Origin of the sequence: Kitasatospora sp. NPDC056138 (genome assembly GCF_042264695.1) — a bacterium.
In the GTDB taxonomy this organism is placed as follows: Bacteria; Actinomycetota; Actinomycetes; order Streptomycetales; family Streptomycetaceae; genus Kitasatospora.
Window position 1 is genome coordinate 19,488 of the sequence record NZ_JBHJVK010000084.1, and the last position, 14,358, is coordinate 33,845.

Annotated in this window: 13 protein-coding genes; 6 read left to right on the forward strand and 7 right to left on the reverse strand. The window is 73.2% G+C overall.

Annotated features, from left to right (window positions below; all coding sequences use genetic code 11):
• Positions 1–4: 4 nt before the first annotated feature.
• Complete coding sequence (locus tag ACFC1R_RS33790; protein ID WP_375945282.1) at positions 5–847, reverse strand: NRDE family protein; 843 nt, start codon at positions 845–847, stop codon at positions 5–7.
• A 207-nt stretch (positions 848–1,054) separates the two neighbouring features.
• On the opposite strand from ACFC1R_RS33790, the gene ACFC1R_RS33795 reads away from it, so the two are divergent.
• Positions 1,055–1,897, forward strand: a complete 843-nt coding sequence (locus tag ACFC1R_RS33795; RefSeq protein WP_375945284.1) for a sulfurtransferase — start codon at positions 1,055–1,057, stop codon at positions 1,895–1,897.
• Between the two features lie 27 nt (positions 1,898–1,924).
• Here the strand turns inward: ACFC1R_RS33795 and ACFC1R_RS33800 are convergent, their stop codons facing one another.
• Complete coding sequence (locus tag ACFC1R_RS33800; RefSeq protein WP_375945286.1) at positions 1,925–2,917, reverse strand: ArsR/SmtB family transcription factor; 993 nt, start codon at positions 2,915–2,917, stop codon at positions 1,925–1,927.
• 133 nt (positions 2,918–3,050) lie between these two features.
• Between ACFC1R_RS33800 and ACFC1R_RS33805 the strand changes: the two genes are divergently transcribed.
• The 5 genes from ACFC1R_RS33805 (at position 3,051) to ACFC1R_RS33825 (ending at position 8,013) form a co-directional block, all read left to right on the forward strand.
• A complete protein-coding gene (locus ACFC1R_RS33805) occupies positions 3,051–3,905 on the forward strand; it encodes an isocitrate lyase/phosphoenolpyruvate mutase family protein (protein WP_375945287.1) in 855 nt (284 codons plus the stop codon).
• Positions 3,906–4,051: 146 nt separating this feature from the next.
• A complete protein-coding gene (gene nth, locus ACFC1R_RS33810) occupies positions 4,052–4,933 on the forward strand; it encodes an endonuclease III (RefSeq protein ID WP_375945289.1) in 882 nt (293 codons plus the stop codon).
• Positions 4,930–5,652, forward strand: a complete 723-nt coding sequence (locus ACFC1R_RS33815) for an NUDIX hydrolase (protein WP_375945291.1) — start codon at positions 4,930–4,932, stop codon at positions 5,650–5,652. The genes nth and ACFC1R_RS33815 overlap by 4 nt, the downstream gene beginning before the upstream one ends.
• Positions 5,653–5,907: 255 nt before the next feature.
• Positions 5,908–7,092: a MarP family serine protease gene (locus tag ACFC1R_RS33820; RefSeq protein ID WP_375945293.1), complete on the forward strand. Its 1,185-nt coding sequence runs from the start codon at positions 5,908–5,910 to the stop codon at positions 7,090–7,092.
• Between the two features lie 219 nt (positions 7,093–7,311).
• Positions 7,312–8,013, forward strand: coding sequence for a metal-dependent hydrolase (locus tag ACFC1R_RS33825; RefSeq protein WP_375945295.1), 702 nt, complete (start codon positions 7,312–7,314; stop codon positions 8,011–8,013).
• Between the two features lie 421 nt (positions 8,014–8,434).
• Here ACFC1R_RS33825 and ACFC1R_RS33830 read toward each other — a convergent pair whose 3' ends face one another.
• The 5 genes from ACFC1R_RS33830 to ACFC1R_RS33850 form a co-directional block, all read right to left on the reverse strand.
• Positions 8,435–9,394, reverse strand: coding sequence for an alpha/beta fold hydrolase (locus tag ACFC1R_RS33830; RefSeq protein ID WP_375945297.1), 960 nt, complete (start codon positions 9,392–9,394; stop codon positions 8,435–8,437).
• Between the two features lie 128 nt (positions 9,395–9,522).
• Positions 9,523–10,002, reverse strand: coding sequence for a phage holin family protein (locus ACFC1R_RS33835; RefSeq protein WP_375945299.1), 480 nt, complete (start codon positions 10,000–10,002; stop codon positions 9,523–9,525).
• Between the two features lie 157 nt (positions 10,003–10,159).
• Complete coding sequence (gene nhaA, locus ACFC1R_RS33840) at positions 10,160–11,455, reverse strand: Na+/H+ antiporter NhaA (RefSeq protein ID WP_375945301.1); 1,296 nt, start codon at positions 11,453–11,455, stop codon at positions 10,160–10,162.
• Positions 11,456–11,729: 274 nt separating this feature from the next.
• The gene (locus ACFC1R_RS33845; protein ID WP_375945303.1) at positions 11,730–12,374 is read right to left on the reverse strand and encodes a response regulator; all 645 of its coding nucleotides are present in this window, start codon (positions 12,372–12,374) and stop codon (positions 11,730–11,732) included.
• A 67-nt stretch (positions 12,375–12,441) separates the two neighbouring features.
• A complete protein-coding gene (locus tag ACFC1R_RS33850; RefSeq protein ID WP_375945305.1) occupies positions 12,442–13,755 on the reverse strand; it encodes a sensor histidine kinase in 1,314 nt (437 codons plus the stop codon).
• Between the last annotated feature and the right edge of the window lie 603 nt (positions 13,756–14,358).

Here is a 14,358-nt window from a genome sequence, read left to right on the forward strand (position 1 = left end):
GCCGTCAGGCCGTCGGGACCTCGGCCGGCCGGGTGGACGGCGTCCGGGGACCCAGGCCGATCCGGTGCCAGGCACCGCTGCCCGGTACCGAGTTGAAGTCGTACCGGGCTTCGGCGGGCCCGAGCGCGACCAGCGAGACGGACGTGCTGCCCCAGATCCGCCCGTCGCCGAAGTCGCGGCGCTGGATCAGGGCGGCCGGGTCGTCGAGGTCCAGTCCGTCACCGGCGGCGATCGGCAGCCACTGGCCCCACGCCTCACCGGTCGGCGCGTCGGCCGGGCCCGCGGTCGGCTCCGGGCGCGCGGCGGCCGCCAGGAGGGGACGGAAGTGCGCGATCCGGGCGGCCATCATCCGGCCGGCCCGCTGCGAGGCCGTACGGTTGGCAGCCCTGCCCTCCGGCCCGTCGTTGACCACGACGTGCAGTCCGGGCGGCAGCAGCCGCTCCGCCAGCTCGTGCCCGGACCAGCTCAGCACGCTGACCTCTCCGGCCTGGGCGCGGACGAGGTGGAACGGGTCGTACCGCTGCGGATCGAGGAGGTCGAGGTCGAGGCCGCCGTCGGTCGCGGCCATCAGCGGCAGGTCCCCGCGCGACAGGCGCACCGCCGGGGCGGCCGGCGGACCGAAGCCGTTGAGGAGGCAGGCCATCCTGGGCGGCTCACCGGCGCCGCCCGGATCCAGCGCCAGCCAGGTGCCGCCCGCCGCCAGGTCCCGGCCACCGACCAGGGCGGGCCGCGACGCCCAGTGCCGGTCCGGCGGGAGCCAGTCCCGGCCGGCGTACTCGTCCCGTACGGAGAGGACGACGACCGGCGTGGGAGAGCTCGGATCTATGCTGACGAACGCAGTGCACACGACGGGCCCTTCGGCTGGATCTACCGCTGTCAGCCATTGTGTACCGAAAGCCTGTTCCAGAAACGCGCACGGCCGTTCGGGGATTGACACCTTCGCGTGGCCGCTGCGATCTTGGCGTGGCTACGCCGACCGGCCTGCCGACCGCTCCGGGCGACCGGATCCGGACCGGACGTCGCCAAAGCCGGAGCCGAAGAACGAAGGTGCGCGATGAGTCCGCTGCCCGTCCCCGGCCCCCTGGTCACCGTCGACTGGCTCGCGGAGCGGCTGGACCACCCCGACCTGGTGGTGCTCGACGCCGGTGTGGGCGCCCACCGCAACGCGGAGCTGCGGATCCCGGGCGCGCGGCCGTTCGACATCGACGGCGCGCTGTCCGACCACACGAGCCCCGTGCCCCACACGATGCCGGGCGCGGAGCACTTCACCGAGCAGCTGCGCGCGCTCGGGGTGAACAACGGGAGCACCGTCGTGGTCTACGACGGCGCGGGCGTCTACTCCAGTGCCCGCGCCTGGTGGATGCTGCGGGCGATGGGCTTCGACCGGGCCGGCGTCCTCGACGGCGGCCTGCCGGCCTGGACCGCCGCCGGCCTGCCCGTGCAGCCCGCGGTCCGGGCCGAACCGGTGCCCGGCGACTTCACGGCCAGGCCGCGCGAGGGCCTGGTCGTCGACCGCGCGGTGGTGCGGGCGGCGCTGTCGGACGACGCCACGGCGGTCCTCGACGCCCGGACCCGGGAGCGCTTCACCGGGCAGGCGAAGGAGCCGCGGCCCGGGCTGCGGAGCGGCCACATGCCCGGTGCGCTGAACCTCCCGTTCGGCGACCTCCAGACGGACGGCCGGATGCTCCCCGCCGACGAACTCCGGGCCCGCTTCACCGAGGTGGCCGGGCAGCGCGAACGCCTGGTCCTCAGCTGCGGCTCCGGGGTCACCGCCTGCGTCCTCGCGCTGGCCGCCGACCTGGCCGGATTCCGCGACCTCGCCGTCTACGACGGATCCTGGAGCGAGTGGGGCCTGCCGTCCGACCTGCCCGTGGTGTCGTCGGCCGAACCCCGGTGACCGGCCCGCGCCGTGGCCGAAGGCCGGTCAGGACTGCGCGTCGAGCAACGAGTCGGCGAGGGCGGTACGGGCGTAGAGCACCGAGCGGCCCGCCCGGTGGGCGCTGACCAGACCGGCGGCGCGCAGTGCGGTCAGATGCTGTGAGACGCCCGCCGCCGAGAGGCCCGACCGGCGGGCGAGTGCGGTGGTCGAGGCGGGGGAGTCCAGTTCGGCCAGGATCAGGGCGCGGGACCGGCCGACCACGGCGGCCAGGGTGTCCGTACGGGGAGTGGTCCGGCGCTCCCACAGGGCGGCACTTCCCCGTGCCGGATAGGCCAGTTGGGGCGGGTCGGGCGCGACGGACCGGGTCAGCACGCGCGGCCAGGCGAAGGCGGACGGCACGAGGAGCAGCCCGGCTCCGGTGGAGATCCTGGTGATGGCACAGTGCCGTTGCGTCAGGAAGAGCGTGCCGTCGTCCCAGCGCACCGTGGTGTGCAGGTCGTTGAGGACGTCCGCGGTGCCGTTCCCGGCCGCCTGCCGGGCCCGGTGGAGGACGTCGGCCTCCAGCACCGTGCAGATCCTGGCCCAGTAGGGCGCCAGGGCCAGCTGCCAGTAGGTCTCTATCTCCGCGGTCAGCCGGGCCAGGTGGTCCTGCGGAGCCCGGTGCAGGCTCCGCAGCCGGGGCGGCAGCCGGCCGTCGCGTTCCGCGGCCAGGTGGTCGAGGTCGAGCCGTACCTGCCCGGGGGCGGTGGACTCGATGGCCGACAACTCGTCGTGGAGGTCGCAGGAGTGGGCCGCCGGGGTCGGGTTGAGGAAGTCGGGCAGGTGACCCGCAGGCGGGATCATGTCGGCCAGCCAGCCGCGGTCCAGGCCCGCGGCCACCAGCCGGGGGCGTACCTGGGCCGCCCAGCGGCGGTGCAGCCCGGGAACCGGCGTGGTGACCAGCGCCCGGAAGCTGGTGACCACCTCCCACATGGGCGAGACGGCGAAGCGGGTGTGCGCCAGATCGTTCACCGTCAACGTCAGCCGCGTCTTCACCATCGCCTCCACCGGCTTCCAGGATTCGGTCGGAGCTTAATCAGTTCAAGGTCCGCCGTCCGCCGTGCAGCATTCCGGGAGCAGGGGGCGCTCCCCTGCCGGTGTACCCGAACGAACCTCGAAAGCGGTCCTCCACATGCCTGTTGACGCCCGTCCCCGGATCGACGCCACGACCGCGGAGAAGGCCCGGCTCCTCCGCCGGCTGAGTGCCGGATCCGTCCTCGTCCTGCCCAACGCCTGGGACGCCGGCAGCGCGGTCGTGATCGCCGCGGCCGGCGCCACCGCGATCGCCACCACCAGCGGCGGTGTCTCCTGGTCGCTGGGGCGCGGGGACGGCCAGCAGCTGACCCGGCAGGAGATGACCGACGCCGTACGGCGCGTCGTGGACTCGGTCGCGGTACCGGTGACGGTCGACGTGGAGGGAGGTTACGGCCCGGCCCCGGCGGATGTCGCCGCGACCGTCCGGGCGGTGGTCGCGGCCGGTGCCGTGGGCGTCAACCTGGAGGACTCCGCGGCCGTCGGCGGCCCGCTGTTCGACATCGCGGCGCAGAGCGCCAGGCTGCGCGCGGCCAGGGCGGCCGCAGCCGCGGCCGGCCTGCCGGAACTCGTCGTCAACGCGCGCACCGACGTCTTCCTGTTCGGCATCGGTGCGGCCGGTGGCCGGCTGGACGAGGTGCTGGCGCGCGCCGAGTCGTACGCCGCGGCAGGGGCGGACGGAATCTTCGTCCCCGGCCTGCTGGACCTCGACGACCTGCGCACCCTGTGCGCCCGTTCGCCCCTGCCGGTCAACGCCATGGCCGTTGCGGGCGGCCCGAGCGTCGCCGAGCTCGCGGCGGCCGGGGTGCGCCGGATCAGCCTGGGCACGGCACTGGCCCAGTCCGCCTACACGGCGGCCCACCGGGCCGCCGTGGAACTGCTCGGCCAGGGACGCCACACGGCGCTGGACGGCTCGCTCGGCTTCGGCGAGCTGGACGGCCTGTTCCGTCGCTGAACGGGCGCGCCGGGAGTGCCTCCGGCGGTACGGCAGCTCGCTGTTCCGCCCGGGAGTTCCGGGCGGAACCCCCGGCGCGGTGGCGGAAGTCCGGCGCATCGGGCGATCTCCTGCCCGTGGTCGGCCGCCCGGCGTAGCCTTCGTGCATGGCTGAGAGCAAGGTCCGGAAGACGGCTGTCCCGGCGGTGAAGGCGGTGGCGAAGGCGAAGAAGCCGGAGTCGCACCTCGCGATGGTGCGGCGGGCCCGGAAGATCAACCGCGAGTTGGCGGAGCTGTATCCGTACGCGCACCCCGAGTTGGACTTCGATTCGCCCTTCGAACTGCTGGTGGCCACCGTGCTGTCGGCGCAGACCACCGACCTGCGGGTGAACCAGACGACACCGGTGCTGTTCGCGAAGTACCCCACCCCGGAGGACATGGCGGCGGCCGTCCCGGAGGAGCTGGAGGAGATCATCCGGCCGACCGGGTTCTTCCGGGCGAAGGCCAGGTCCCTGCTCGGTCTCTCCGCCGCCGTCCGCGACCGCTTCGACGGCGAGGTCCCGGGCCGTCTGGAGGACTTGGTCACGCTCCCCGGCGTCGGCCGCAAGACCGCCAACGTCGTCCTGGGCAACGCCTTCGGCGTGCCGGGGATCACCGTGGACACCCACTTCGGTCGGCTGGCCCGGCGGTTCGGCTGGACGGCCGAGGAGGACCCGGAGAAGGTCGAGGCGGCCGTTGCCGAGATCTTCCCGAAGTCCGAGTGGACGATGCTCTCGCACCGGGTGGTCTTCCACGGCCGCCGGATCTGCCACTCCCGCAAACCCGCCTGCGGCGCCTGCCCGATCGCCTCGCTCTGCCCCTCGTACGGGGTGGGGGAGACCGACCCGGAGAAGGCGCAGAAGCTGCTGAAGTACGAGATGGGCGGACAGCCCGGACAGCGGCTCAGGCCGCCCGCCCACTACCCGGGCCGGGCAGCGGAGGCGGCGAACGGCGAAGCCGCGACGGGCACGGAGACGAAGGCCACGGAGACGACGGAGGGTGCCGCGTGACGGACGTGACGGGTGCGACGGGAGAGGCGGGACGGGACGGTCTGCCCGACTGGCTGGAGCCTGTGCGGGCGGCGGCCGAGTCCGTCCGGCCCGAGCAGCTGAGCAGGTTCCTGCCGCCGGCCGAGGGCGGTCGCCGCTCCGCGGTCCTGATGCTCTTCGGCGCCGGCCCGTCCGGGCCCGACCTGCTGCTGATCGAGCGGGCCCGCTCGCTGCGCTCGCACGCCGGTCAGCCGTCCTTCCCCGGCGGCGCGCTGGACCCGGAGGACGGCGATCCGGACGGCGCCGGGCCGGTGGCCGCGGCGCTGCGCGAGGCCGAGGAGGAGACCGGCCTCGACCCGTCGGGTGTGCAGGTCTTCGCGACGCTGCCCGCGCTCTACATCCCGGTCAGCAGATTCGTGGTGACTCCGGTGCTCGGCTGGTGGCACCGGGAGACGCCGGTCGGGCCGGTGGACCCGGCGGAGACGGGGGCGGTGTTCCGGGTGCCGATCGACGAGCTCACCGACCCGGCGAACCGGGTCCGCCTGCTGCACCCCTCCGGCCACCTCGGCCCGGCCTTCCAGGTGGCGGGCCGGCTGGTCTGGGGATTCACGGCCGGCGTGATCGACCGCGTACTGCACTACAGCGGACTGGAGCGCCCGTGGGACACCACCCGTACCCTCACCCTCTCCGACGAGGCCGCCGGCCTCGCCCCGCGCAGCGCCGCCGGCCCGCGCAGCTGACGGCCGCCGGCCCGGCCGCCCGCGCAGTCGGGCCGGCGTCGCAACCGGCCGAACCGTGTCGTCGGTCCCCGGACCTGCTGTGATGTCGGACGCCGGACCAGCCGTGGGCTCCTGCCGCACCACGGGGCCCGGTCCGGCCGTAAGGTCGTGCCAGGCCATGAGTGCCCGTCCGGCCGTCCGGTCGGAGCCGGGCAGCACGGCCCCGACGACCGGGGCCGCCGCCCTCCGGGTGGGTGTACGTGGGAGGGTATCGGGGTGAATGTCCTGGATCTACTGCTGATCGCCGCCGCGCTCGGCTTCGCCGTGTCGGGCTACCGGCAGGGTTTCGTGGTGGGCGTGCTGTCCGTCCTGGGGTTCCTGGGCGGAGGGCTGATCGCGGTCCAGCTGCTGCCCCTGCTGCTGCGCCAGCTCAGCCCGGGGACCACGGCCTCGGTGGTCGCGGTGATCGTGGTGATCGTCTTCGCGGCGGTCGGCCAGGCCGTGACCACGCACTTCGGCTGGAAGCTGCGCGGTCACATCGGCCGCCGCCGGGCGATGACGGTCGACGCGATCGGCGGCTCGGTGGTCAACGTGATCTCGATGCTGCTGGTCGCCTGGCTGATCGGTTCCGCGCTGGCCGGCACCTCGCTGCCCACCATCTCCAAGCAGGTCCGCACCTCCCGGGTGCTCGGCGGGGTGCAGAGCACGCTGCCGTCCGATGCGCCGAACTGGTTCTCCGACTTCACCAAGGTGCTGGCCCGCAACGGGTTCCCACAGGTCTTCAACCCCTTCGAGCACGAGCCGATCACCGAGGTCGAGGCCCCGGACCCGACCCTGGCCGGCAGTCCGGCGGTGGCCAGGGCCCGGCAGAGCCTGGTCAAGGTGGTCGGCACCGCCACCGCGTGCGGCAAGACCCTGGAGGGCAGCGGCTTCGTCTTCGCACCGCACCGGGTGATGACCAACGCCCACGTGGTCGGCGGTGTCGACGAGCCGACCGTGCAGATCGGCGGCACGGGGCAGCTCTACGACGCCACGGTGGTCCGCTACGACTGGCAGCGGGACATCGCCATCCTGGACGTGCCCAGGCTGAACGCGCCCTCGCTGAACTTCGCCGGTGACGCCAGGACCAACGACAGCGCCATCGTGGCGGGCTTCCCGGAGAACGGGGCCTTCAACGTCCAGCCCGCCCGGATCCGCGGCCGCATCCAGGCCAACGGACCGGACATCTACCACCGGGGCCAGGTGGTCCGCGACGTCTACTCGGTCCGCTCCCTGGTCCGCCAGGGCAACAGCGGCGGCCCGCTGCTCAGCCCGGACGGCCAGGTCTACGGAGTGGTCTTCGCGAAGTCCCTGGACAGCTCGGACACGGGGTACGTGCTGACCGCCGACGAGGTCCGCGAGGACGCCGCGCTCGGCAGCACCGCCACCTCCCAGGTGGACACCGAGGGCTGCGCACTCTGACCGGCCCCCGCGCGGGCCGGACCACCGCGCCCGGGACCAGGACCGGACCACCGGGGCCGGGGCCCGAACCGGACCACTGCGCCCGAGGCGGAGGCTGACGCACCGTCGACCCACAGATCCGGCGGTGCGTCAGTTCCTCCTGGTAGCGTCTGCCGCGCTCACCCGTTCGGCTCAACCGAGCAGCATCGGAACGGGGCCAACGGGAGGTCGGAGAACGTCATGATGGGTCACTCGCACGCGGTCAGCGGCGCAATGCTGTACGCGGTCTCCGCGCCGTTCCTGCCCCCGCTGCTGCTGGGCACCCACCTGAAGCCGGCGGACATACTGATGGGCACGGTGCTCTGCGCGGGCGCCGCACTGCTGCCGGACCTGGACCACCACGACGGCACCATCGCCAACTTCCTGGGCCCGGTCTCCAAGACGCTCTGCCGATTCGTCGCCTGGGCCTCCGGCGGCCACCGGCACGCCACCCACTCGCTGCTCTTCGTCGCCCTGATGGGCGGCGGCACCTGGGCAGGGGTGACCTTCGGCGGGCGCTGGTTCACCATCGGCATGACGTTCTTCCTGCTGGCCATGGCCCTGAAGGCGCTCAACGCCCACGTGCCGGGCCACGGCCACCACACCTGGCTGACCGTGGTCGGGCTCGCCGCACTGGGCACGGTGGCCCTCGACCGCTTCCTGCCGGACGCGCCCGGCTGGCTGCCGTACTCGGTGGCGCTGGGCACGCTGGCGCACCTGCTGGGCGACTGCCTCACCAAGATGGGTGCGCCGCTGCTCTGGCCGCACAAGGAGCGCTACGAGATCGTCCTGATCAAGCGCACGGGCAACAAGATGGAGACCAACATCCTGGTCCCGATCATGAGCGCGGTGACCTTTGTGATGCTGGGGTTCGCCTTCCTGGGCCCCACCGTCATCAACTGACGGAGCACGGGCGCCAGCAGGGGCGCGCGCTTCAGCCTTCGCGCCGGAGGCGCGCGCTCACCCAGCGGGCGCGCCGCCCCAGGATGCGCGGGATCCCCAGCTGGTGCGCCCCTGGTCGGCGAGGACGCCCGGCGCCGTCGTAGGGCCAGTCGGGCTGCTGAACGAGGTGCTGCGAGCTGCTGCGGTTACGGCGCGCGGCAGCATCGCGATCGGGCATCCAGGTCATACCGGATGGATGCCCGTGTGCGGAGGGGGGTAACCGCACACGGGCGGTCCATTTGTCCTATGCAATTGTCATATGATCCGCCATCACATCCGGCGGATGGTCACGTACCCGCACTCGGCCCATCGGCCCCCGGCCCAGCGGCCACGCGGCCACGCGGCCGCCCGGGCCCCGGCCGAGCGGCCGGGGACCCGTGGGCTACCCCTTGTGCTCCCGCACCCAGCTGATCAACTCGGCCGAGAACTGCTCCGGAACCTCCTCGTGCGGGAAGTGCCCGACCTCGGGCAGCAGTCGCCACCGGTACGGCGCCGACACGTACTCGCCCGCGCCGAGCGCCGTGTGCGAGAGCACCACCGGGTCGGCGGCGCCCTGGACGTGCAGGGTGGGCGCGGCGATCGGCTTCTTCATCCGCCGGGCGAACTGGATCCCGTCGGGCCGGGCCATCGAACGCAGCAGCCAGCGGTAGGGCTCGATCGAGCAGTGCGCGGTACTGGGGATCTGGATCGCCTGCCGGTAGGCCCTGAGGGCCTCGGGCGGCAGCCGGTTCGGTCCGGTCCAGGCGTTCAGGTACTCGGCGACCAGCGCACCGTCGTCCGCGACCAGGCGGCGTTCCGGTATCCACGGCCGCTGGAAGCCCAGGACGTGGTCGAAGGCGGCGATCTGCCGACGGTCGGTCAGCAGGGACCGGCGCAGCTGGCGCGGGTGCGCCGCGGAGACCACGGTCAGGCTCTGGATCACCGAGGGGCGCATCACGGCCGCCACCCAGGCCAGTGAGCCGCCGCTGCCGTGGCCGACCAGGTGGGCCCGGCGCTCGCCGAGCGAACGGATCACGCCGGTGATGTCGAGGGCCAGGTTCCCGGGGTCGTATCCGCGCGGGGTGCGGTCGCTGCCGCCCAAGCCGCGCAGGTCGAGGGCGACGGCCCGGAAGCCGGCCTCGGCGAGCGCGGTGAGCTGGTGCCGCCAGGCCCACCAGTACTCGGGCCAGCCGTGCACCAGCAGGACCAGCGGGCCCTCGCCCGCCTCCGCGATGTGGAAGCGGGCCCCGTTGGCCGCCAGGTCGCGATGCGTCCACGGCCCGTCCGAGCGGACGGTCCAGGCGGTATCGGCTGGCCCGGGGTCGGAGGCCGGGGCGGGCACGGGCTTCTGGTCCAACGGCATACCGAGAGCCTGTCACACCTTGGGGGAGAACACGTCCCCGGCACTCGCCCGGCACTCGTCCGGCAGCTGCCCGGCCGTCGAACGCCCGCCGCGCCCCGGTCCGACCGGTCGCGGTGCGAGTCCCGCCGCTACTGCGGGATGCGGCCCAGCGCGCGGTCGATCTCCTCCTTGGTGGCCGGGCGCGGGCGGGCGTTCTTCAGCACGTCCGCCGTCGCCTGGGCACCCTCGATGGTGCGGTGCGGCTTCTCGATCTTCTTGAACGAGCGCAGCGCGAGCAGTCCGAGCAGCGCGGCCAGTGCCAGGTAGGCCCCGGCCACGATCAGGAACGACCAGCCCAGCGTCAGCCCCAGGGCCTGCAGGCCGTATGCGGCGGCGAAGCTCAGCATCGGGACGGCGGCCAGGGCCACGATGCCCGCGACGACCAGTGAGACGCCGCCGGAGACGCCGCGCTTGACGTCCTGTCGGAGCTCCGCCTTGGCGAGCGCGATCTCGTCGTGCACCAGGGCGGACAGGTCGGCGGTGGCCGCGGCGAAGAGCTGGCCCACCGAACGCTCGCCCTCGTAGGGCACCCGGCCGTTGCTGGACGGGTCTGCGGTTCCTGAGGGCATCAGCGGTTCTCCTTCAACACGGTCAACACGGCTTCCGTCTGCTCGACAGCTCAGAATCATGCCCCTACCGGCCAGTCAGGCACCACTCCGGGGGCTCTCCCGGTCGACGTGTCACCGCCGGGGCCGCCGCCGTTCGGGGGCTCCGCGGCCGGATCGGTCACCCCGCCTGCTGCCGGTGCACGTCGGGGACGCCGTCCCCGTCCGGGTCGAGGTCCTCCTCGTCGCACAGCTGCCGGTAGTACCGGTTGCGCAGCTTCAGCAGCACGGTGGCGACCAGCGCGCAGAGCACCGAGCCGACCAGGACGGCGGCCTTGGCCCGGTCGGCGAGCGCCGGGTCCCCGGGAAAGGCCAGCTCGCTGATCAGCAGCGAGACGGTGAAGCCGATGCCCGCCAGGGTGGACACTGCGAACAGGTCGGCCCAGGTGAGCTGAGGGTTGAGTTCGGCCCGGGTGAACCTGGCGGCCAGCCAGGTGCCACCGAAGATGCCGACGGTCTTGCCGACCAGCAGGCCGAGGATGATGCCGAGCGGTGTCGCCTGGGTGAAGACCTGCATGAGCGCGGGACCCGAGAGGGTCACCCCGGCCGCCAGCAGGGCGAAGACCGGCACCGCGAACCCGGCCGAGAGCGGGCGCACCAGGTGCTCGATGTGCTCGCCGGGGGAGTGCTTCTCGTCGCCCTCGGTGTGGCAGCGCAGGATCAGGCCCATGGCGACGCCGGCCACCGTGGCGTGGATCCCGCTCTCGTGCATCAGTGACCAGATCACCAGGCCCAGCGGCACGTACAGGTACCAGCCGTGCACCCCGCGCCGGTGCAGGAACCAGAAGAGCACCAGGCCGGCGAAGGAGAGCCCGAGGGCCCAGAACTTGATGCCGGAGCTGTAGAAGACCGCGATGATCAGGATGGCGATCAGGTCGTCCACGACCGCGAGGGTGAGCAGGAACGCCCTTAGGGCGGAGGGCAGGTGACTGCCCACCACGGCGAGTACGCCGAGGGCGAAGGCGATGTCGGTGGCGGTCGGGATGGCCCAGCCCGCAGGGTGGCCGCCCGAGCCGCTGTTGGCGACGGTGAACACGATCGCCGGCAGCGCCACTCCGCAGACCGCGGCGACCACCGGTAGCGCCGCGGCGCTGGGGCTGCGCAGCTCACCGGCCACGAACTCGCGTTTGAGCTCGATCCCGGCGACGAAGAAGAAGATGGTCAGCAGGCCGTCCTTGGCCCAGTTCTCCAGGCTCAGGTCGAGGTGGAGCGGGGTGGAGGGGCCGATGGTCCAGTTCGAGACCGTCTCGTAGGCGTGCGGCCAGGCGTTGGCCCATATGAGTGCGACGACGGCTGCGGCCAGCAGCAGGATGCCACCCACGGTCTCGGTGCGCAGTGCATCGGTGATGTATCTGCGCTCGGGGAGCGAGAGCCGGCCGAGGAACTGGCGGCGATCGGTTGACGGCGGCGTGGCCACGACGGGACCTCCAGGGCGGGGACGGCAGGTGGATGCACGGGTGGTGCAGTGCCGACCAGACTTCCCGGCGCGCCTCAGAAACCTTGTTGCGTTTTTGACAGTCTACGGGGAACCTCGGCGCGATATCCAGCTTGTCGCATTTTGAGACTTATGTCCGCTTCTGTCGGCGCGTGAAGCCGTCGGCAGTGCAAGGAGGAGGCAGCGGAAAAGAGGAGCGGCCGGGCGTCCCGGCGGCGCTGCCCGCCCTGGGGCGCCCGGCCGCGGACCGTCGCTCTCAGGCGCCGAGGTAGCGCAGCACGGCCAGCACCCGGCGATGGTCTGCGGCGGAGACCGGCAGGTCCAGCTTCAGGAAGATGTTCGCCACGTGCTTCTCGACCGCCCGCTCGGTCACCACCAGCTGGGCGGCGATGGCCCCGTTGGACCGTCCCTCCGCCATCAGCCCGAGCACCTCCCGCTCGCGCGGGCTGAGCCTGTCCACCGTCCGGCGGCTCGGGCTCGCGCCGAGCAGCTGGGTCACCACCTCGGGGTCGAGTGCCGTGCCGCCGCCGGACACCCGCTCCAGCGCGTCCACGAAGTCCCGGGTGTCCAGGACGCGCTCCTTGAGCAGGTAGCCGACCCCGGCCGAACCGCCGGCCAGCAACCTGGCCGCGTATTCCGTCTCCACGTACTGGGAGAAGATCAGCACCGCCAGGCCCGGCTGGGCCGCGCGCAGCTCGATCGCCGCGCGCAGGCCCTCGTCGGTGTGGGTGGGCGGCATCCGGATGTCGGAGACCACGACGTCGGGCCGGTGCCCGGCCACCGCCGCCTTCAGCTGCTCGGCGTCGGCGACGGCGGCCACCACCTCGTGGCCCTCGTCCTCCAGCAGCTGTACCAGGCCGACCCGCAGGATCGCCGTGTCCTCGGCCACCACTACTCGCACGGAGCCCTCCCCCCTGTCGGTTCATCAGATCACCGCGAAACCGGTGCGCACCGGTGCACCGGCGCCGTCACAGTCTGCCGGGAAGGTCGATCGTGACCGTGGTCGGCCCACCGGATGGGCTGTCCACCGTCAGGACGCCGTCCGCCGTGCGGACCCGTTCGGCCAGCCCGCGCAGCCCGCTCCCCGCACCGTCCAGCCGGGCACCGCCCCGGCCGTCGTCCGCGACCAGCAGCCGCAGGCCGTCCCCGTGGCCGAGCACCGAGACCGTGATCCGCTCGGCGCCGCTGTACTTGCCCGCGTTGGCCAGCAACTCGGCGGCGGCGAAGTACAGCATCGTCTCCACCGGGGCCGGCGGACGCTCGGACGTCTCGACCCGCACCGTGGCCGGGATCGCCGACCTGGCAGCCAGGGTGCCGAGCGCGGGCCCCAGCCCGGAGTCGAGCGCGGGCGGGTGGATGCCGTGGACCAGCTCGCGCAGCTCCCGGATGATCTCCTTGGTCTCCTGCCGGGACTCCTTGAGCAGTTCCTGCGCCTTGGCGGCGTCCCCCCTGGCGAGCCGGCTCTCCGCCCGCCCGAGCCGCATTCCGAGCGCGACCAGCCGGGCCTGTGCACCGTCGTGCAGATCGCGCTCGATCCGGCGCAGCGCGGCGGCGGCCTCGTTGATGGCGTGCTCACGGGTCTCGACCAGCTGGGCCAGCCGGAGCGAGGTCCGCGACGGCCCGAGCAGCCGGGGGAGCAGTACCCGGTCCAGCGCGAGCGGCCCTCGGGCCAGCCACGGCGCGATCAGCAGGACCAGGACCCCGACCGCGCTGACCAGCAGGGCCCGCGGCCAGGTGTCGAAGTAGAAGCCGTTCAGTTCGAAACCGAAGCTGTGGGCGACCCCGTGCGAGTCCGTTTCGTGGATCGGCTCCAGCTGCCACAGCACCGGGTAGCAGAGGAACAGCACGCCGTACGCCCACCAGAGGAAACCGAGTGCGAACTGCACCGGTCCGAGCGGCACCCGCAGCGCCAGGTACGCCACCGACCGCCAGGAGACCGGGTCCCCGAGATGGTGGCCGAGGAACCCGGAGAAGCCGGGTGAACGCGGTGCCCGCGGCGGGGTCGCGATCTCCAACTGCAGCAGCCGCCGGGCCAGTCGACGGTGCAGACCGCCGAAGTGGCGGTCCAGGTTGAGCAGGAGCGCCAGCAGCGGCGCGACCAGCAGCCCGGCCGAGAGGATGCCGAACAGGACGGTCAGTACCACCGCGGCCAGGCCGAGCAGCGACAGCGGCAGACTCAGCAGCGAGTACAGCACCCCGCGCCGGGCCCGCGCCGTGAACGGCTCCCGCAGGATCCGGCGGACCGGGCGTCCGAGCCGGGGCGTGCGCTTCTTCTCTTCCACCGTGCCCATGATGACGTCACGCGTCCCGCTTCTCGAACGAGTGCTCGCACGCCATCGGCAGCACCCCGGGCGGACGGACCGCGAACTGCGCGCGGGTGGCCGCGTCCAGGCTGTCCCACCGGCCGACCGGTGTGGCCGCGGCAAGGGCGGCGAACCCCGGGGCCGGCCCGGGGCCGACTCCGGGGACGGGCGCAAGACTCTGCCTGATCCGGGATCAGCGCGCGTGCGGAGGGCGCACTGACCCTCCGCTCGGGATCGACCCGAGGGTTCTCCCGCTTCGCCGGGTTCGACCCGACGGCGCGGGCGGGAACGGTCGCCAGGGCCGGCGTCCCGCCGGGCCGCAGACGGCGGGAGCGCGTACGGCGTGCTCCGGCACCTCGCTGACCGACCGGCGGACGAGACCGCCGCCGACCGAGGGGCCGGGAGCTGCTGGGGCCGGGAGCGGCCGGGGCCGGTGGGGGCGCTTCGCCGACGCCCCCACCAGCCGGGCGATCAGCTCTCGCTGCCCGCGTTGCCGGAGGGGAGTTGGGACTGGATCAGGTTCATGACGGAGGAGTCGGCGAGGGTGGTGGTGTCGCCGACCTCGCGGCCTTCGGCGATGTC

Bases quoted from the DNA above. Each gene is read 5' to 3' on its own strand.
- ACFC1R_RS33795 (WP_375945284.1), top strand. From the start codon at position 1,055: ATGAGTCCGCTGCCCGTCCCCGGCCCCCTGGTCACCGTCGACTGGCTC.
- ACFC1R_RS33800 (WP_375945286.1), bottom strand. From the start codon at position 2,917: ATGGTGAAGACGCGGCTGACGTTGACGGTGAACGATCTGGCGCACACC.
- ACFC1R_RS33805 (WP_375945287.1), top strand. From the start codon at position 3,051: ATGCCTGTTGACGCCCGTCCCCGGATCGACGCCACGACCGCGGAGAAG.
- nth (WP_375945289.1), top strand. From the start codon at position 4,052: ATGGCTGAGAGCAAGGTCCGGAAGACGGCTGTCCCGGCGGTGAAGGCG.
- ACFC1R_RS33825 (WP_375945295.1), top strand. From the start codon at position 7,312: ATGATGGGTCACTCGCACGCGGTCAGCGGCGCAATGCTGTACGCGGTC.
- ACFC1R_RS33830 (WP_375945297.1), bottom strand. From the start codon at position 9,394: ATGCCGTTGGACCAGAAGCCCGTGCCCGCCCCGGCCTCCGACCCCGGG.
- ACFC1R_RS33835 (WP_375945299.1), bottom strand. From the start codon at position 10,002: ATGCCCTCAGGAACCGCAGACCCGTCCAGCAACGGCCGGGTGCCCTAC.